This is a genomic window from Pseudomonas sp. Z4-7, from assembly GCF_051131965.1.
Lineage (GTDB): Bacteria > Pseudomonadota > Gammaproteobacteria > Pseudomonadales > Pseudomonadaceae > Aquipseudomonas.
This window is the reverse complement of sequence record NZ_CP071642.1, coordinates 5,490,001-5,508,523: the sequence shown is the minus strand read 5'-3', so window position 1 is coordinate 5,508,523 and position 18,523 is coordinate 5,490,001. Positions and strand designations below refer to the sequence as shown.

Genomic DNA, 18,523 nt, shown 5'->3' with positions numbered 1-18,523 from the left:
CCTAGGCTCAACCAATAGGTTGACTGACAGTCCGCCATCGCGAGCAAGCTCGCTCCCACAGAGGCCGCGTCAAAAATCCAGGCTGACCCCCAGGCTCACCCCTTGCTGGGTAAAATCATCATCCTTGCGCAACGTATAACCGCCCCGCAGCGCGAGATCGCTGGTCAACTTGTGGCTGATCCCCAGGTTCAGGCGATTGAGGTGGCTTTGTGGGGTGTAGCCCTCCAGCGTGAAGTCATTGGCCGGCAAGCTGTTGAGGGCGATGTTCACCTTTTGCGTATCGTCCTCATACTCGCGCTCGTGGGCATACTCCCCGTACACCTGGGTCTGGCGGGTAAAGTTGTATTTGCCCTGCAAGCCGATGCCCAGGCGTTTTGAATCGCGGGTCTGGTCGTCGAAAGTCAGCGCCGTGGAGCGGCTGCCCTGTTCCGAGTAACCATCGACCTCGACCTTCGCATAATCGGCGCTGACAAACGGTGACAGGTGCCATTGGCTGCCCGGCTGGGCAATGTCGTAGCCTACGCGTGTGCTGAATGCCCAGAGATGACCGTCGGTATCGCCTTTTTCCTGCGCCTGGCTGACGCCCAGGTCGAATTTGCGCTCCAGGTTCTCGTAGTCGAGCTTGCCGCCGGTCAGCGCGGCGTCGGCCCACCAGCGGTTCTGCTGGAACTGGGCGAACGCGGTGGCGAGGTAGCTGTTGAGCTTGTAGTTCGAATCGTTGCGGCCTGCGTCCATGTCCTGGCGGTACAGACCGGCGGCCACGCCGATGCGCCAGGCTTCGTTGAGACGGTAACTGCCGCCGATGTTCAGGTTGTAGCCACTGCCGTCGGCGCTTGCACCGCTGCCTTGGCTATCAATGTCCAGATGCTGGCCGCCGCCGGCAACAATCGCCCGCCATTGACCTACCGCCTGCCAATCTTCCCAGTCCGATTGCCATTGGCTGCGCAATTCATCCTGGTGGGCGCGCAAGGTCGAGTGGGCCATTTCCGGCAGCAAGGTCAGTTCCCACGGCGCTGCGAGCAGGGAATAGGCGTAGTCGGCAATCAGCTTCTGCCCGGTTTCGGTGGGGTGAACCGCATCGTTATAGATCAGCTTGCTCGGATCAGGCGTGGCGCTGTTGATGCCGTAGGTAGGGTTTTCCGTACAGCTGTTGCCGCTGAAGCAAGTGGCGGTGAGGTTCTCGCCGGTGGCAAGGCCGAATCGTCCAGGATCGGCAAAGGTTTCCTGCAGCAATAGCGGAACGTTCAGCGGAATGATCTCGGCATCGATGCCTTGCAAACGTGTGATCAGTTGCTGGTTGAACTGATTACTGAGCAGGGAGACCGCTTCTTGAAACGGGGTGCCATTGAGGGCCGGCGTCAGGCCCAGATCAGGCAGCAGCCAAACCATCGCGTAGCGGGCGCCGGCGGTCTGCAGCACCTGGACACTGTCGGCCAGGCGGTCCGCGGCGGCGTTCGCCTGGGCAATGTTGAGCACTCGGCCCTGAAGGAAGTCGTTACCGCCGCCGGACAGGTAATACAGTGCGTTCGGATCAGCGCGTAGGCCATTGGCTGGCAGATAACCGGCACGACTGCGCTCGCCCGTGTCGGAGATATTGGTGATCGAGTCGAGTATCTGGTCGGTACGATAACCGCCCACGGCCCAGTTGTTGCCGTCCGCCAGCCCCTCGCGGGCACGGGCAGCCGAGGTGGAGGCCGCGGTCTCGTCGTCGGAAAAGCCCAATCGTCCCCCGAGCAGTTGGGTGGCGTTGGCAGAATAGGCTTCGCCGCTGCCATCCAGATAAATCGGACCGGTTCGGTTGGTAGCCCGCAAGGTTGACCCGGGCGGGCCGCCCGGATCGGTGAACTGGCCGGCGTCACTGAGGCTGTCACCGAACACGATGAAGTTGGAGTAGGGGTTGGGGGCGGCATTTGCCGAAGCGCAAGCCATGGCCAGCAGGCAGCCGGTGATCGGTACAAACAAGGTCTGTTTGATCATGAGAAGGTCCTTTTCAATCTTATTTTTATGGGAAAACGAAACGACAGTACCAAAAACTTCCGACGGTCTGCCACCCATCTGGGAACATCGCGATTGTTTGCAAGCCCTTCGGGTCCGTCTTATTGCGTGCTCCGCCCAGCTAAGTTACTGTGCCGGAACGTATGAACGAGACTTCCCCCGTGTCGATTGTCAGCAAACTTCTGAATCAATTGATCAAGGCTCACGCCCGTTGGCGTTGGCGCGCCTGAACGTTCCATGCCGGCGTCGCCGGACCTGTACCGATTTGCCTTCTTCACCCGTTTGGAAACCGCTTCGCAGGCGCATCATTCGCCTGTCCAGCGCAGCGCCGTGCGGGTCACTCTTCGAAGGCTGTATCCCAAGTCAGTGTATTCAATAGGTTGTTTACGCCATGTTGCTGATGATCGATAACTACGACTCTTTTACTTACAACGTTGTGCAATACCTCGGCGAGCTCGGCTCCGAGGTCAAGGTTGTGCGCAACGATGAGCTGACCATTGCCGAAATCGAGGCCCTCAAGCCCGAGCGCATCGTCGTCTCGCCCGGCCCTTGCACGCCGACCGAAGCGGGCATCTCCATCGAAGCCATCAAATATTTTGCCGGCAAGCTGCCGATCCTCGGTGTCTGCCTGGGGCACCAGTCGATCGGCCAGGCGTTCGGTGGCGATGTCGTGCGGGCCCGCCAGGTAATGCACGGCAAGACCAGCCCGGTATTTCATGAAGACAAGGGCGTGTTCGAAGGCTTGAATCGCCCGCTTACCGTCACCCGCTACCACTCGTTGATCGTCAAGCGCGAAACCCTGCCCGACTGCCTTGAGCTGACTGCCTGGACCCAGCTCGAAGACGGCTCGGTGGACGAAATCATGGGTTTGCGTCACAAGACGTTGAACATCGAGGGTGTGCAATTTCATCCCGAGTCTATCCTCACCGAGCAGGGCCACGAACTGTTCGCCAACTTCCTCAAACAAACCGGCGGCACGCGCTAAGGACTCTCCATGGACATCAAGACAGCCCTGAACCGTATCGTCGGCCAGCTCGACCTGAGCACCGACGAGATGCGCGACGTGATGCGGGAGATCATGACTGGCCAGTGCACGGACGCGCAGATTGGCGCGTTCATGATGGCCATGCGCATGAAGAGCGAGAGCATCGACGAGATAGTCGGTGCGGTCACGACCATGCGCGAGTTGGCGGACAAGGTCGAACTCAAGACCCTCGATGGTGTGGTGGATGTCGTCGGGACCGGTGGTGACGGAGCCAATATCTTCAACGTTTCCACCGCGTCGGCATTTGTCGTTGCGGCGGCCGGCTGCACCGTCGCCAAGCATGGCAATCGTGCGGTGTCGGGCAAGAGCGGCAGCGCCGATCTGCTGGAAGCCGCCGGTATCTACCTCAACCTGACGTCGGTCCAGGTGGCTCGTTGTATCGATAGCGTCGGCATCGGCTTCATGTTTGCCCAGACCCACCACAGCGCCATGAAATATGCCGCGGCGCCGCGTCGCGAGCTGGGCTTGCGCACGCTGTTCAACATGCTCGGCCCGCTTACGAATCCGGCCGGTGTGAAGCATCAAGTGGTCGGCGTGTTCAGCCAGGCGCTGTGCCGGCCATTGGCGGAGGTCCTGCAACGTTTAGGTAGCAAGCACGTGCTGGTCGTCCATTCAAAGGACGGCCTGGATGAATTCAGCCTGGCGGCGCCCACTTTCGTGGCCGAGCTAAAAAATGATCAGATCACCGAATATTGGGTCGAACCTGAAGACCTCGGCATGAAGAGCCAGAGCCTGCATGGACTGGCGGTGGATGGGCCAGCCCAGTCACTTGAGTTGATCCGCGATGCCTTGGGGCGGCGTAAAACCGAGAATGGCCAGAAGGCTGCGGAAATGATCATGCTCAATGCGGGCGCCGCGTTGTATGCCGCCGATCACGCCAGCAGCCTCAAGCAAGGTGTCGAGCTCGCGCATGATGCGTTGCACACCGGCCTGGCCCGGGAAAAACTGGAAGAATTGGGCGCGTTTACCGCCGTATTCAAAGTGGAGAATGAAGGATGAGCGTGCCAACGGTTCTGGAAAACATTCTGGCTCGCAAGGCTGAAGAAGTGGCCGAGCGCCGGGCCCGGGTCAGCCTCGCCGAGCTGGAAGGTCTCGCACGTTCAGCAGACGCGCCTCGCGGCTTTGCCCAGGCGCTGATCGATCAGGCGAAGAAAAAGCAGCCTGCGGTCATCGCCGAAATCAAGAAGGCGTCTCCCAGCAAAGGTGTGATCCGTGAGGACTTCGTCCCCGCCGACATCGCCAGGAGCTACGAGAAGGGCGGTGCGACCTGCCTTTCGGTGCTCACTGACGTCGATTTTTTCCAAGGCGCCGATGACTATCTAAAACAGGCGCGGGCGGCGTGCAAGCTGCCGGTGATCCGCAAGGATTTCATGATCGATCCGTACCAGATCGTCGAGGCGCGGGCCTTGGGTGCCGATTGCGTGCTGTTGATCGTTTCCGCCCTGGATGATGTAAAAATGGCCGAGCTGGCCGCAGTTGCTAAAGGTGTGGGCCTGGATGTACTGGTGGAAGTCCACGACGGCGACGAGCTAGAGCGCGCCCTGAAAACTCTGGATACCAAGCTGGTCGGCGTGAATAACCGCAACCTGCATACGTTTGAAGTCAGCCTGGAAACCACTCTTGACCTGTTGCCGCGAATTCCACGCGATCGCCTGGTCATCACCGAGAGCGGCATCCTCAACCGAGCCGATGTCGAGTTGATGGAAGTCAGCGATGTGTATTCGTTCCTGGTTGGCGAGGCTTTCATGCGGGCCGAAAGCCCGGGTACAGAACTGCAGCGCTTGTTTTTCCCCGAGCGCGGCGTTCCGGTAACCGGCTCGACGCTGGACTGAATCGATGCCTCCAGCCATTGCCTTAACTGTTCAAAGCGGCCTGCAGGCCGAACAGGACCTGCTGGCCAGCGTTTGCGCCGGTGACGCTGAATCGGGCTTGCTGTTCTGGCAACCCAGCGATCGTGCCCTGGTCATGCCGCGTCGCTTGAGTCGCCTGCCAGGTTTTGAACTTGCCTGTGAGGTATCGGCTGCAGGCGGCTGGCCGGTGCTGCTGCGTGAAACCGGTGGCGAGCCAGTGCCTCAGTCGGGCGCTACGGTCAATATCGCGCTGGTCTATGCGCCACCGCGAAGTGAAGGTGACCATGGCCGGATCGAGACTGCTTATCGGCGTCTATGCAATCCGATCTGCCAGTTGCTCGATGAGCTGGGCGGGGTGGCTTCCCTCGGTGAAGTGGAGGGCGCGTTTTGCGACGGGCGCTTCAACGTCAATCTGGACGGCCGCAAAATGGTCGGTACCGCCCAGCGCTGGCGGCAAAGCAAGGGCGGCCAGAGGCCGGTGGGCCTGGTGCATGGCGCCCTATTGCTGGATGACGAGCGCGAGTCCATGGTTGCGGCGGTCAATCGGTTCAACGAGGCGTGTGGCCTGGAGCAGCGAGTGCGTGCCGAGAGCCACATTGCCCTGCATGAGAAATTCCCGGCGCCTCATGCGCTGGAACGGCTCGGGGCGCTTTACCAGGAACTGTTGAGCAACTTCTAGCGCGTCCCGAACACGACCATGGTCTTGCCTTTGACGCTGACCAGATTGCGCTCTTCCAAGTCCTTGAGCACGCGTCCGACCATCTCTCGGGAGCAGCCAACGATGCGGCCGATTTCCTGACGGGTCACTTTGATCTGCATACCATCCGGATGGGTCATGGCGTCGGGCTGCTTGCACAGTTCCAGCAGGCAGCGGGCGACGCGACCGGTCACGTCGAAGAACGCCAGGTCACCGACTTTGCGGGTGGTATTGCGTAGACGCTGCGCGATTTGTCCGCTGAGGGCATAAAGAATGTCTGGATCCTGCTGCGACAGCTCTCGGAATTTGCCATAGCTGATTTCCGCCACTTCACATTCGACCTTGGCTCGCACCCAGGCGCTGCGCTCCTGCTCCTTGCCCGCCTGCTCGAACAATCCCAGTTCGCCGAAAAAATCCCCGGAGTTGAGGTAGGCGATGATCATTTCCCGGCCGTCATCGTCCTCGATCAGGATAGTGACGGAGCCCTTGATGATGAAAAACAGCGTATCGGAGCGGTCGCCTGCGCAAATGATGTTGTGCTTGGCGGGGTAGCGGCGACGCTGGCAATGCATCAAGAGTTTGTCGAGGTTCTTGATCTTGGACGTGGGAGTAATGGCAACCATGGTTGTATCCCGAAAGACTGCGCGGTGTGGTGGTTTGGTTTTTTGGGTGAGGGCGAATGGTTATCGCCAAAAGCTGGCCATACGCCAGCGAGATGGCGCAGCTTAACAGAGGCATTCGTAATAGATTCGAGAATTTACCTACAGGCGCTGGCGTAAGAGGCATCAGGCATCCCGCTGCCATCAACGGGCGCTGTGCTAAGCTGGCGCCCCCTTTTTTTGAACAGTGGAGTCTTGGCGATGAAGGCACGCATCCAATGGGCTGGCGAAGCCATGTTCCTCGGTGAATCAGGCAGTGGTCATGTGGTCGTCATGGACGGCCCACCGGATGCCGGCGGTCGTAACCTGGGTGTCCGGCCAATGGAAATGCTCTTGCTCGGTGTCGGCGGCTGCAGCAACTTCGATGTGGTCAGCATTCTCAAGAAGTCACGCCAGGCCGTCGAAAGTTGCGAAGCGTTTCTTGAAGCCGAGCGCGCGACAGAGGATCCGAAAGTGTTTACCAGGATCCACATGCACTTCGTGGTCAAAGGCCGTGGACTGAAGGAAGCCCAGGTCAAGCGCGCCATTGAGCTGTCCGCCGAGAAATACTGCTCGGCCTCGATCATGCTCGGTGCCGCCGGTGTTGAAATCACTCACGATTATGAAATCATCGAGTTGGCTTGAATCGACATCCAACCATCACAAATGCAGTGCAAGCTCTGGCGGTCAGAAGCCGACATCTGCATAATGCGCCACTTTTTTCAGGGCAATGATCGGCTCGCGGGCTGATCCATTGCCTGGACAGACAACCAAAATCGCCATCGCGAAGAGGTGTTAACCGTCCTACGCAGGTGCGTCGTTCGCATCTGACGGGCATGCTTGATCACGCGGCCGGGCCGCAATACACAGAGAGTTTTCAAACGGTGAAAAGCAAACTCAAGCTCCATGGGTTCAATAACCTGACAAAGACCTTGAGCTTCAACATCTATGACATCTGCTATGCGGAAACCCCGCAAGACCAGCAGGCCTACGTCGAGTACATCAATAAAGAGTACAACGCCAAGCGCCTCACGCAGATCCTCACGGAAGTTGTCGATATCATTGGTGCCAACATCCTGAACATCGCCAGTCAGGACTATGAACCCCAAGGCGCCAGCGTGACCATTCTGATCTCGGAAGAGCCGGTGACACCGACCGAAAGCCAGATCGAAGAGTCCCCGGGCCCGTTGCCTGAAATTATCCTGGCCCACCTCGACAAGAGCCACATCACGGTACATACCTATCCGGAGATCCATCCGGTGGACGGTATCGCAACGTTCCGAGTGGACATCGATGTGTCGACCTGTGGCGTCATTTCACCGCTCAAGGCGCTCAATTTCCTGATTCATCAATTCGATTCCGACATCGTGACCGTGGATTACCGTGTGCGTGGCTTCACACGGGATGTGGAGGGCCACAAGCACTTCATTGATCACGAGATCAATTCGATCCAGAACTATCTCTCCGAAGACACGCGCGACGCGTACCAGATGACCGACGTGAACGTGTACCAGGAAAACCTGTTCCACACCAAGATGCTGCTCAAGGACTTCGAGCTGGACAACTACCTGTTCGGTGATGCCACCAGCAACCTGTCCGTTGAGCAGCGTGGCCAGGTGGAAGAGCGTGTGAAGCACGAGATGCTGGAGATTTTCTACGCGCGCAACATGCCGCGCTGAAGGTCAAGGCTACAAAAAAAAGGCGACTACCTGTGCGGTAGTCGCCTTTTTCAGTTTTGGGAAACCCGATATGTCTGTGGGACAGGCTCCGTATCGCGGTCAGATCCGATAGGTGCTCTTGGTCATGACCTTCGCCAACAGGCTCATGCCGAATTTCACCGGAGCCGGGAAACGAAACCCCCCCGCATCGAGAGCGCTTTCGGCATGCTGTTCTTCATCCTTGCGCATCTGTTCAAGAATCGCCCGGGACTTTTCATCTTCGGCCGGCAACTGCTCCAGGTGCTCATTCAGATGCTTGCAGACTTGATGTTCGGTTGCCGCGACGAAGCCCAGGCTGACCTTGTCGCTGATCAGTCCGGCCACCGCGCCGATGCCGAATGACATCCCATAGAACAACGGATTCAGGACGCTGGTATGGCTACCCAATTGGCGAATGCGCTGCTCGCACCAGACCAGGTGGTCGACTTCTTCTTCGGCGGCATGCTCCATCGCCTCGCGTACCTGCGGCAATCTCGCCGTCAGCGCCTGGCCCTGGTACAGAGCCTGGGCGCAAACCTCACCGGTATGGTTGATGCGCATCAGGCCCGCGACATGGCGAGTCTCTTCGTCACTCATCTGTACGTCCGGCTGCACGATTGCCGGCGACGGACGGTACGGCTGGCCGCTGAAGGGCAGCAGCGTGCGCATCGCGGTATCGGCTTGCAGCAGCAGGCGGTCAATGGGCGAGTAGTGACGTTGGGTAGTCATGCTTACCTCCGGAAAAAATCACGGCAGCCAGTTTAACCCAATCGGCCGCTGAAGATTTGCGCTGGGTCAGCGGTATCAACCCGGTGGCCAGTTCATCTGGCGCTGCCCCAGCACGTGCATATGAATGTGATAGACGGTTTGCCCGCCAAGTTCATTGCAGTTCATCACCACGCGGAAGCCTTCCTCACAGCCCAGTTCAAGCGCCAGGCGCTGGGCGGTAAACAGGATATGTCCGGCCAACCCTTTGTCTTCCTCGGTCAGGTCATTGAGGGTGCGGATCGGTTTTTTCGGAATCACCAGGAAATGCACTGGAGCCTGGGGGGCGATGTCGTGAAAAGCCAGAACCTGATCGTCTTCATAAATGATCTTGGCCGGAATTTCCCGGTTGATGATCTTGGTAAACAGAGTGTCCACGGCTGCTGCTCCGTTGGGTTGTTTGAGGTCGAGTGTATTAAAGGCTCGGTTGGCAAGCCCGGGTTAACCATCCGCAAATCTAGCGTGGACAGTAGGCTTTATTGGACATGCCGCTGAGAATTCGCACCAGCCAGCGCGGCCCGAGTCGGGGCAGGGCGGCGATCCAGCGATTGCGGCGTCCGGGAATGATAATGGCCCGGTCCCTGTCCAGCGCGCGGACAGCGTACAGCGCAACCTCTTCAGGGCTCATCAGCTTCTTATCGTCGCTGGGCTTCTCGTCCCGTTGCCACTCGGCGAAAAAACCGGTGCGGGTCGGGCCAGGGCAAAGTACCGAGACTTTGATCGCACATTTCTTCAGCTCGATTCGCAGGGCTTCGGAAAAATGCAATACGTACGCCTTGCTGGCGTGGTAGGTGCTCATCCAGGGGCCCGGCTGGAACGCGGCAATCGACGCGACGTTCAGGATCTGGCCGCCTCCATGCAGCGCCATGCTGTTGCCTACGGCGTGACAGAGGCGGGTCAGGGCCAGGATATTCACTTCGATGAGGTCCTGCTCGGTCATCCAGTCCTGGCCCAGGAACGGGCCGAAGGTGCCGATGCCGGCGCAGTTGACCAGCAGGTCGATCTGGCGTTCGCCTTCTTCCAGTTCCAGCAGGAAACCTGAAAGCCGCAAGGGCTCGCTCAGGTCGCAAGCCCGGAACAATACTTCCACGCCAAATCGCTGGGTCAGTTCGATCGCAATACTTTCCAGTCGATCGCGCTGTCGCGCCACGAGTATCAGGTTGCGCCCGCGCCGGGCCAGTGCTTCAGCCAGGGCCAGGCCGATTCCGCTGGAAGCGCCAGTGATCAGGGCGTAACGGGCCATGCAGTTCTCCATCGCAACAGCCCGCCGCCAGTGGACTGGGCTGTCACTGGCATGAAGCGGGCCTATTGTTCCTCTTCTTCTTCGTAGTCTACAGAAGGCGAGGCGGGCTCGGCTGCATCAACGGCCGGTTCTTCGCTGGTCTGGTCACTGTATTCGCTGCTTTCGTAGCTGCTCGAGGCACCGCTATCGAAGTCCTCCTGGAGAGCACCGAAGATGCCGGCGAAGGTGGCCACGAAAATCAGGACGATCATCACCAGCCAAAGCGACGCCAGCAGCTTGACCGCCGTGGTATTGCGCGGCGGTGGTGGGCCGTACTGGTTGGCGCCGGTATTGCCTGGGGCGATGATGAGAATGAACGGGAAGATGCTGCCCACGAATGGCACGAGGTTGATCAGCCACAACCACCCCGACCAGCCGAGATCATGCAGACGCTGGACGTTGAACTGGATGCTCACGAACGCGAAGGCAAGCACGACGACTACAGCGATCAGACCACCGACGACCAACCCTGCTATCGAGTCGGAAGCGAGCAGCCAGTTCGTGGCGACCCAGAAGCCCAGGCCTACCAACGGCAGCATGGCCAGGGTCAGGACCATGGTCCAGGCCAGGTAGCGCAGGCGTCCGATACGTCCGTCGAAGCTGAAGGGTTTGAGCGTGCCGTACTCGGCGAACGTTTCACCCACTGCTGCCCGTGGAGGCGCATAAGGAGAAACAGGATCGATCACGGAGTCCGGCTGGCGGCCGCCCGGCTGTTCCTGGATTTCGCCGAGATTGAGCTGGATGGACGGTTCGGCTTCGATTCGTGCATCGATGCCGCTTTTATGAAGCGCGTCCAGGTACTGTTGCGCTTCATTCTGGGACAGGTTGTTCTTGAGGGACACCTTGCGACCGCTGAACAGTCGTTCAATGGCGCTCACATCACTTTTGAACAGTTCGGCGAGGTTGAGCTTGGCGGTAGTGGTATCTACGCCTGGCAGCAGGGCCCCGTCGAATACGATGTTGAAACGGTTTTCGCTCATGCCTGGCATCCTTGTCTTTCTGGTTGGTTTATTGTGGGTTCAGCGCGGCCAATGGCCGCCAAGTTGTGTCGCTAGGGCTTGCGCCTGCCGGTATTCTTCATCCAGGCGTGCGATCAATTGATCGACACCGGGCAAATCATTGATGTCACCTACACCCTGGCCGGCGGACCATACGGTCTTCCAGGCCTTGGCTTCATCATTGAGCGGTTTGAGTTTCGCCCCCGCATCCGCCACGCCCTTGCCTTGCAGAGCCGCCAGGTCGAAGCCGGCACTTTCCAGGCTCTGACGCATGAAACTGGCCGGCACCCCGGACACTGCGGGAGTATGCACGATGTCCGCAGCTCTGGATGTGAGCAACATCTCTTTATAAGCGTCGGACGCGTGACTTTCCGTGGTGCCGATAAAACGCGTTCCGAAGTAGGCCAGATCCGCGCCAAGCAATTGCGCAGCCAGAATCTGATGGCCGTGGTTAAGGCATCCTGCAAGCAACAGGGTTTTATCGAAGAACTGCCGGATTTCAGCAATCAGTGCGAATGGGCTCCAGGTTCCTGCGTGCCCCCCCGCACCGGCCGCAACGGCAATCAAACCGTCGACGCCCGCTTCGGCGGCTTTTTCGGCATGGCGGCGAGTGGTCACGTCGTGAAATACCAGGCCGCCATAGCCATGAACCGCGTCCACCAATTCCTTCACCGCCCCCAGGCTGGTGATGACGATCGGCACCTTGTGCTCGATACAGATTGCCAGGTCGGCCTGGAGTCGCGGGTTGCTGTGATGGACGATCAGATTGACTGCGTAGGGCGCCGGCTTTTCCAGGGTCGCCAAGCCCGCTTCGATTTCCTCCAGCCACGCCTTGAAGCCGCTGCTTTCACGTTGGTTCAACGCCGGGAAACTCCCGACGACACCGTTGCGGCAGCAGGCCAGTACCAGCTGCGGATTGGAAATGAGGAACATCGGTGCGACCACGACAGGCAGCCGCAGACGTTGTTCAAGCAGAGCGGGCAGCGACATTGGAGGTCCCTCTGATCAGTGGATGCGGTTGGAGTTAGAACGGCCGGACCACGACCAGAATTACAATAGCCAGCAATATCACGACCGGCACTTCGTTGAACCAGCGATAAAAGACATGACTGCGGGTGTTTTCGCCACGGGCGAAGCGCTTAACCTGGGCACCGCACATATGGTGATAGCCGATCAGCAAGACGACCAGAGTCAGCTTTGCGTGCATCCAGCCGCCTTGGGTGAAATAGGCGCTGGCATTGAGGCTGAGCAAGCCGATGCCGAACACCAGCGTGGCGATCATCGCCGGGCCCATGATGCCGCGATACAACTTGCGTTCCATGATGGAGAAGCGTTCCTTGCTGACGCTGTCTTCGCTTTGAGCGTGGTAGACGAACAGTCTAGGCAGGTAGAACAGGCCGGCAAACCAGCAGACCATGCTGACAATGTGAAGCGCTTTGAGCCATAGATAGAGCATTTTTGAATATTCCCAGGTTCACGGTAGCCTCGATAGTAGAGGTTAGCGCGGCCACACGTCACCTTGGCGGTTGTCGCAGCGCTGCGGGCGCCCTATCATCGACGGCTTTCCAGTGGTTCGTTGAGGGCAGGTTCATGGTCAAGGTCGGTATCGTCGGCGGCACGGGTTACACCGGTGTCGAACTGCTGCGTCTGTTGGCGCAGCATCCGCAAGCTGAGGTGGTGGTCATTACCTCCCGATCCGAGGCCGGCCTGGCCGTGGCCGACATGTATCCGAACTTGCGTGGCCATTACGATGGCCTGGCGTTCAGCGTCCCAGACGTCAAGACCCTCGGGGCCTGCGATGTGGTGTTTTTCGCCACCCCCCATGGTGTCGCCCACGCTTTGGCGGGTGAGCTGCTGGCCGCGGGTACCAAGGTCATTGACCTGTCGGCAGACTTCCGTCTGCAGGACGCAGACGAATGGGCCAAGTGGTACGGTCAGCCCCATGGCGCACCGGAACTGCTGGACGAGGCGGTCTACGGCTTGCCGGAAGTCAATCGTGAAAAAATCAGGCAGGCACGGCTGATCGCGGTGCCGGGTTGCTACCCGACCGCGACGCAGTTGGGATTTCTGCCTTTGCTGGAGGCCGGTCTCGCCGATGCGTCGCGCTTGATCGCCGACTGCAAGTCGGGCGTCAGCGGCGCCGGTCGAGGTGCCAGCGTTGGCTCGTTGTACTCCGAAACATCGGAGAGCATGAAGGCCTACGCGGTCAAGGGGCATCGTCATTTGCCGGAGATTCGCCAAGGGTTGCGTCGCGCGGCAGGTAAGGACGTCGGCCTGACTTTCGTGCCGCATCTGACGCCCATGATCCGTGGTATCCATTCCACCCTCTACGCCACCGTGACCGATCGCTCCGTGGATCTGCAGGCGCTGTTCGAGAAGCGTTATGCCGATGAGCCGTTTGTCGACGTGATGCCGGCTGGCAGCCATCCGGAAACCCGCAGTGTCCGCGGCGCGAACGTATGCCGGATCGCTGTGCATCGCCCCCAGGATGGCGACCTGGTCGTGGTCCTGTCCGTAATCGACAACTTGGTCAAGGGCGCTTCCGGCCAGGCGGTACAGAACCTCAACATCCTCTTTGGGCTGGATGAGCGGCTGGGCCTGTCCCACGCGGGGATGCTGCCTTAATAAGCTATGAGCCCGTGGCTTATAGCTTGCGGGTTACAGCTGCTGTGCAAATAGTTGACCAATTTTGTCGGAGAAGCGGATAATGCCCGCCATCACGCATTATGGCGGCGTAAGCGCCGGGAGATATTCAGCATGAGCGTCGAAACCTTCACTCCCACGGCTTTGCAATTCACCCACGGTGCCGCGCACAAGGTGAAGAGCCTGGTCGATGAAGAGGGCAATGATCGTTTGAAGCTGCGCGTGTTCGTGACGGGCGGCGGTTGTTCAGGTTTTCAGTACGGCTTCACTTTCGATGAGGAAGTGGCCGAGGATGACACCATCGTCGAGCGCGAAGGCGTCAGCCTGGTGGTCGATCCGATGAGCTTCCAGTACCTGGCGGGTGCCGAGGTGGATTATCAGGAAGGCCTGGAAGGATCGCGCTTCGTGATCAAGAATCCTAACGCCACCACAACTTGTGGGTGCGGTTCTTCGTTTTCGATCTGATCGCTTCAATAAAAACGCCGCAGAGCCTTACGGCCCTGCGGCTTTTTTTGTCCGCGATTATTGATCTCAGGCCGGATAAATAGCGCCGAGTACGCGCGGGCCAAGGGCACCAGTGACACTTGGACGGTTGCCTGGAACACCCTCAAGACAGCAATGGGCGAGCCAGGCAAAGGCCATGGCTTCAACCCAATCCGGGTCCACGCCGTACGCTGCCGTACTGCTGACTCTGGTAGCTGGTAGCAAGTCAGCCAGGCGCTTCATGAGTGTCTGGTTGTGTGCGCCACCGCCGCAGACCAGCAACTCCTGCGTGTTCGGCTGGGCATGCTGGAGTGATTCGACGATGGTCAGGGCAGTCAGTTCAAGTAGTGTCGCCTGCACATCTTCAGGGGCGAAGACTGGCAATTGCGATAGATGACGGGTCAGCCAGGACAGGTTGAATACTTCTCGTCCGGTACTTTTCGGGCCCTTGGTTACAAAGAAGGGGTCTCCAAGCAACGTCTTGAGCAAAGTCGGCTGTACTTTTCCGCTGGTTGCCCATTGGCCGTCACGATCAAAAGGCTCGCCTCGCTCCTGGTGTATCCAGGCATCGAGCAATACGTTGCCTGGGCCACAATCGAAACCTGATACGGGTTTTGCCAGCTCTATCAGGCTGAGATTGCTGAAGCCGCCGACATTCAGCACTGCACGAGGACCGACTCGTTCTTCGAACAGCGCTTCGTGAAATGCCGGAACCAGAGGCGCCCCCTGTCCTCCGGCGGCGACATCACGGCTGCGGAAATCGCTGACAACGGTGATGCCGGTCAATTCGCTCAAGAGCGCCGGGTTACCGATCTGCACGGTAAATCCGCGGGCCGGTTCATGGCGAATGGTTTGGCCGTGGCTGCCAACCGCGGTGACGTCTTCAGGCTTGAGCCTCTGTTCGTCGAGTAAGGTATGGATGCCCTGCGCGGCCAGCTTTACCCAGTTCTGCTGGGCGATGGCGGAGCGGGCGATCTCATCGGGCCCACTGCTGCACAGTGCAAGCAACTCGGTGCGCAGGGGCGTGGGCATGGGTATGTAATGCGTGGCGATCAATTTGATCGCCGGGGCCAGTTCGATCAGCGCGATATCCAGGCCATCCAGGCTGGTCCCGGACATCACACCGATATAGAGCGCCATGGCTTAGCGCTTGCTCGAAGCCAGCAGGGTGGCTTTCTCTTGATCCATGCGAGCCATCAGAGGCTGGCTCTGAGCCAGGAAGCGGGTGCGCTCGGATTTCGCAATCGGATCGGCCATCGGCAGTTTCTGGCCGAGCGGATCAACGTGAACGCCGTTGACCTGGAATTCATAGTGCAAGTGCGGGCCGGTGGACAGGCCAGTCGTGCCGATGTAGCCAATAACCTGGCCTTGCTTGACGGAGCCACCGGTCTTCACGCCCTTGGCGAAACCTTGCATGTGGCCGTACAGCGTGCGGTAGGTGTTGCCGTGCTGGATGATCACGGTATTGCCATAACCGCCACGACAGCCGGCCAGCAGTACCTTTCCATCGCCGGCAGCCTTGATGGGCGTGCCGCGCGGAGCTGCGTAGTCGACGCCTTTGTGGGCGCGGATCTTGTTCAGGATAGGATGCTTGCGGCCTGCGGAAAACCTGGAACTGATGCGGGCGAAGTCGACTGGAGTACGGATAAACGCCTTGCGCATGCTGTTGCCGTCAGCGGTGTAGTAGCTGCTGTTGCCCTGCTTGTTGGTGTAGCGCACCGCCGTATAGGTCTTGCCGCGGTTGGTGAAGCGCGCGGAAAGGATCGGTCCGTTGCCGACGCTTTTCCCATTGACCACTTTCTGTTCGTAGATGACGTCGAACTCGTCGCCCTGGCGAATATCCTGCGCGAAGTCGATGTCATAACCAAACACGCTGGCCATGTCCATGGTCAGGCTGTGGGAAAGGCCGGCGCGGGCGGCCGACTGGGATAGCGAACTATTGATGACGCCGTGAACATAGGCGGAGCGCACGGTAGGTTTGGTGGTGACGCGGTTGAATACATAACCCTTTTCGTTTTTGGTCAGGGTGATGCTTTCCAGATCGCTCAGCTTGGTGTGCAGGTTGGTCAGCTGCCCGTCTGGATTAAGTTCGAATTCGAGTTTCTGGCCGCGTTGCAGTTGAGTGAACTGTTTGGCTTGCTTGTCGCTGGCCAGGATTTCATGGACTGAGGTTGAGGGCAGGCCCACCTTTTCGAAGAGGGTGGAGAGTGTGTCGCCCTTGGCAACAATCACTTCACGGTGGTCCGGTCCTTTCTTCTCTTCTGCAACAGGAGCTTCTACCTGTGCAGTGGTGTTTGCAGTGTCTTTCGCGCTTTCTTCAATCTGCGCAAAAGGCGAAGCGGCCGGTTCGTTTGTGGCTTGAACGGCTTCGGCGGCGTCTTGTTCTTGTGTCAGTTGTTCAGCGGGACTTTCCAGTTCAAGACTCAGAGTCGTCTTTTTGGCTTCGACATCGCTGGAAGGAAATACCAGGAGCGCCAGGCTAAGGAGGGCGGCGATACCACTTGCGGCGAGCAGGTGGGTCTTTGGGTAAAGCGGCGGCGCTTTAGACGGTTCGGTGGTCATAGGTAATTTGACTTTTGAAAAGATGAATTGGAAAAGATGAATGACATGATGAAGATGAAATAACTGTATAAAATATAACCAAAACCCCTGCGAAGCAAGCCCGCGGACGCTCTGTCTATGGGATTGGCGTTCGTGCACCTGGCAAACCTTGTATTTGGTGCGCGATCTTGTATGGTTGGGGCCCTTTGAATCTGAGCCTTGCGGGTCTGTTATGAAGTCGGTTGAAGAGCAGCTAGCGCTGATCAAACGTGGTGCGGAAGAACTGTTGGTCGAGTCCGAGCTGATCGAAAAGCTCAAGCGCGGGCAGCCGCTGCGTATCAAGGCCGGTTTCGATCCGACGGCGCCCGATCTGCACCTGGGGCATACCGTGCTTATTAATAAGCTGCGTCAGTTCCAGGACCTGGGGCATCAGGTTATCTTCCTTATAGGCGACTTCACCGGCATGATCGGTGACCCGAGCGGCAAAAGTGCCACGCGTCCTCCGCTGACCCGTGAGCAGGTTCTCGACAACGCCGAGACCTACAAGACTCAGGTCTTCAAGATTCTTGACCCGGCCAAGACCGAAGTGGCTTTCAACTCCACTTGGATGGATCAGATGGGGCCAGCGGATTTCATACGCCTGACTTCCCAATACACCGTAGCTCGCATGCTCGAGCGCGACGATTTCGACAAGCGTTATACAACCAATCAGCCAATCGCCATCCATGAGTTCCTCTACCCGCTTGTGCAGGGTTATGACTCGGTCGCATTGCGGGCGGACGTCGAGCTTGGCGGTACCGATCAGAAGTTCAACCTGCTGATGGGGCGCGAGCTGCAGCGCGGCTATGGGCAAGAAGCTCAGTGCATCCTGACCATGCCATTGTTGGAAGGTCTGGATGGCGTGAAGAAGATGTCCAAGTCGCTGGGCAATTACGTCGGGATCCAGGAGGCGCCGGGCGTCATGTACGGCAAGTTGGTTTCCATTCCTGATGTGCTGATGTGGCGTTATTTCGAGTTGTTGAGCTTCCGCTCCATGGATGAGATCAATGCTTTCCGAGCCGATGTGGAGGCGGGCGCAAATCCGCGTGACATCAAGATCAAGCTGGCCGAAGAGATCGTTGCTCGTTTCCACGGGGAAGAGGCTGCGGCCAACGCTCATCGCGCGGCGGGTAATCGCATGAAGGATGGCGAGCTGCCGGATGACCTGCCGGAGATCGAATTGACTGCTGCCGAGGATATGCCGATTGCGGCGGTTCTGAATAAGGCGGGCTTGGTCAAGAACGCTGCGGTGGCGCGAGACCTCTTGGGTTCGGGCGGCGTGCGTATAGATGGTGAGGTCGTGGATCGCACCTTCATATATAAGCTGGGCTCCACTCATGTGTGTCAGGCCGGCAAGAAAGCTTTCGCACGTATTACGCTCAAATCCGAATAAAGCTGAAAATAACGGTTGACGGCAAATTCTGGATGTCTATAATTCGCCCCACTTCCGGCGCAGTCGAAACGGAAAACTCCTTGAGTTTCAACGAGTTAAGTAGGTTTCGAAAGTGCGCGGCTTCAGATCGTCGAAGCACGGAAGGAGTGGGTAGGCCGGTTTGATGGGTTCTGCCGACGGTTCGATCCTCTCGGTCGAAAGCGGTAAAAAAGAGGTGTTGACAGCAGCGACTAACGCTGTAGAATTCGCCTCCCGCTAACGAGAGATCGGAAGCGCAAGTGGTTGAAGTTGTTAAGGATTTCCAAGCGAAACTTTGAAAACTTCTTAAAATAACCGCTTGACAGATACACAGGGCGCTGTAGAATGCGCGCCTCGGTTGAGACGAAAGGCTCAACCCACCGCTCTTTAACAACTGAATCAAGCAATTCGTGTGGGTGCTTGTGGAGTCAGACTGCTA

19 protein-coding genes are annotated in these 18,523 nt (G+C 58.5%); 9 read left to right on the top strand and 10 right to left on the bottom strand.

Annotation, left to right across the window (positions count from 1 at the left end; translation table 11 throughout):
* Nucleotides 1-69: 69 nt before the first annotated feature.
* Nucleotides 70-1,977, bottom strand: a complete 1,908-nt coding sequence (gene estP, locus J3P91_RS24815; protein WP_434602005.1) for an esterase EstP — start codon at nt 1,975-1,977, stop codon at nt 70-72.
* 409 nt (nt 1,978-2,386) lie between these two features.
* On the opposite strand from estP, the gene J3P91_RS24810 reads away from it, so the two are divergent.
* From J3P91_RS24810 to J3P91_RS24795, 4 genes are read left to right on the top strand one after another with little or no spacing between them, the layout of a single operon-like run.
* Nucleotides 2,387-2,980, top strand: a complete 594-nt coding sequence (locus J3P91_RS24810; protein ID WP_018928869.1) for an aminodeoxychorismate/anthranilate synthase component II — start codon at nt 2,387-2,389, stop codon at nt 2,978-2,980.
* Between the two features lie 9 nt (nt 2,981-2,989).
* Nucleotides 2,990-4,039, top strand: a complete 1,050-nt coding sequence (trpD, locus tag J3P91_RS24805) for an anthranilate phosphoribosyltransferase (protein WP_434571441.1) — start codon at nt 2,990-2,992, stop codon at nt 4,037-4,039.
* Complete coding sequence (gene trpC, locus J3P91_RS24800; RefSeq protein ID WP_434602003.1) at nt 4,036-4,872, top strand: indole-3-glycerol phosphate synthase TrpC; 837 nt, start codon at nt 4,036-4,038, stop codon at nt 4,870-4,872. The genes trpD and trpC overlap by 4 nt, the downstream gene beginning before the upstream one ends.
* Nucleotides 4,873-4,876: 4 nt before the next feature.
* Nucleotides 4,877-5,569 (top strand): lipoate--protein ligase family protein, encoded by a 693-nt coding sequence (locus J3P91_RS24795; RefSeq protein WP_434602001.1) that lies wholly within the window; start codon nt 4,877-4,879, stop codon nt 5,567-5,569.
* Here J3P91_RS24795 and crp read toward each other — a convergent pair.
* A complete protein-coding gene (crp, locus tag J3P91_RS24790) occupies nt 5,566-6,210 on the bottom strand; it encodes a cAMP-activated global transcriptional regulator CRP (RefSeq protein WP_305498426.1) in 645 nt (214 codons plus the stop codon). The genes J3P91_RS24795 and crp overlap by 4 nt on opposite strands.
* A 237-nt stretch (nt 6,211-6,447) precedes the next feature.
* Between crp and J3P91_RS24785 the strand changes: the two genes are divergently transcribed.
* Both J3P91_RS24785 and speD read left to right on the top strand, forming a co-directional pair.
* Nucleotides 6,448-6,870 (top strand): OsmC family protein, encoded by a 423-nt coding sequence (locus J3P91_RS24785; protein ID WP_434601999.1) that lies wholly within the window; start codon nt 6,448-6,450, stop codon nt 6,868-6,870.
* Nucleotides 6,871-7,109: 239 nt separating this feature from the next.
* Entirely contained in the window at nt 7,110-7,904 is a 795-nt protein-coding gene (gene speD / locus J3P91_RS24780; protein ID WP_434571448.1) for an adenosylmethionine decarboxylase, read from the top strand.
* Nucleotides 7,905-8,003: 99 nt separating this feature from the next.
* Here speD and coq7 read toward each other — a convergent pair whose 3' ends face one another.
* From coq7 to hemJ, 6 genes are all read right to left on the bottom strand, one after another.
* Nucleotides 8,004-8,651 carry a 2-polyprenyl-3-methyl-6-methoxy-1,4-benzoquinone monooxygenase gene (gene coq7 / locus J3P91_RS24775; protein ID WP_305498429.1) on the bottom strand — a complete coding sequence of 216 codons (648 nt, stop codon included), beginning with the start codon at nt 8,649-8,651 and terminating at the stop codon, nt 8,004-8,006.
* Nucleotides 8,652-8,726: 75 nt separating this feature from the next.
* Nucleotides 8,727-9,065, bottom strand: a complete 339-nt coding sequence (locus J3P91_RS24770; protein ID WP_003316306.1) for a histidine triad nucleotide-binding protein — start codon at nt 9,063-9,065, stop codon at nt 8,727-8,729.
* Nucleotides 9,066-9,144: 79 nt separating this feature from the next.
* Complete coding sequence (locus tag J3P91_RS24765; protein ID WP_434601996.1) at nt 9,145-9,930, bottom strand: SDR family NAD(P)-dependent oxidoreductase; 786 nt, start codon at nt 9,928-9,930, stop codon at nt 9,145-9,147.
* 62 nt (nt 9,931-9,992) lie between these two features.
* On the bottom strand, nt 9,993-10,949 hold the full coding sequence (locus tag J3P91_RS24760; protein ID WP_434601994.1) for a DUF805 domain-containing protein: 957 nt from the start codon (nt 10,947-10,949) through the stop codon (nt 9,993-9,995).
* A gap of 39 nt (nt 10,950-10,988) precedes the next feature.
* The gene (locus J3P91_RS24755; RefSeq protein ID WP_434571456.1) at nt 10,989-11,957 is read right to left on the bottom strand and encodes an NAD(P)H-dependent flavin oxidoreductase; all 969 of its coding nucleotides are present in this window, start codon (nt 11,955-11,957) and stop codon (nt 10,989-10,991) included.
* A gap of 34 nt (nt 11,958-11,991) precedes the next feature.
* The gene (gene hemJ, locus J3P91_RS24750) at nt 11,992-12,423 is read right to left on the bottom strand and encodes a protoporphyrinogen oxidase HemJ (RefSeq protein WP_305498435.1); all 432 of its coding nucleotides are present in this window, start codon (nt 12,421-12,423) and stop codon (nt 11,992-11,994) included.
* A 134-nt stretch (nt 12,424-12,557) separates the two neighbouring features.
* On the opposite strand from hemJ, the gene argC reads away from it, so the two are divergent.
* Both argC and erpA read left to right on the top strand, forming a co-directional pair.
* The gene (gene argC, locus J3P91_RS24745; RefSeq protein WP_305498436.1) at nt 12,558-13,592 is read left to right on the top strand and encodes an N-acetyl-gamma-glutamyl-phosphate reductase; all 1,035 of its coding nucleotides are present in this window, start codon (nt 12,558-12,560) and stop codon (nt 13,590-13,592) included.
* A 132-nt stretch (nt 13,593-13,724) separates the two neighbouring features.
* Nucleotides 13,725-14,075 carry an iron-sulfur cluster insertion protein ErpA gene (gene erpA, locus J3P91_RS24740; protein ID WP_003177727.1) on the top strand — a complete coding sequence of 117 codons (351 nt, stop codon included), beginning with the start codon at nt 13,725-13,727 and terminating at the stop codon, nt 14,073-14,075.
* Between the two features lie 66 nt (nt 14,076-14,141).
* On the opposite strand, the gene J3P91_RS24735 is transcribed toward erpA, so the two are convergent.
* Complete coding sequence (locus J3P91_RS24735; protein ID WP_434601993.1) at nt 14,142-15,233, bottom strand: anhydro-N-acetylmuramic acid kinase; 1,092 nt, start codon at nt 15,231-15,233, stop codon at nt 14,142-14,144.
* 3 nt (nt 15,234-15,236) lie between these two features.
* Nucleotides 15,237-16,655, bottom strand: coding sequence for a peptidoglycan DD-metalloendopeptidase family protein (locus J3P91_RS24730; RefSeq protein ID WP_434605217.1), 1,419 nt, complete (start codon nt 16,653-16,655; stop codon nt 15,237-15,239).
* A gap of 211 nt (nt 16,656-16,866) precedes the next feature.
* Here J3P91_RS24730 and tyrS point away from each other — a divergent pair, with 211 nt between their 5' ends.
* Nucleotides 16,867-18,066, top strand: coding sequence for a tyrosine--tRNA ligase (gene tyrS / locus J3P91_RS24725; RefSeq protein ID WP_305498438.1), 1,200 nt, complete (start codon nt 16,867-16,869; stop codon nt 18,064-18,066).
* The last annotated feature ends 457 nt before the right edge of the window (nt 18,067-18,523 follow it).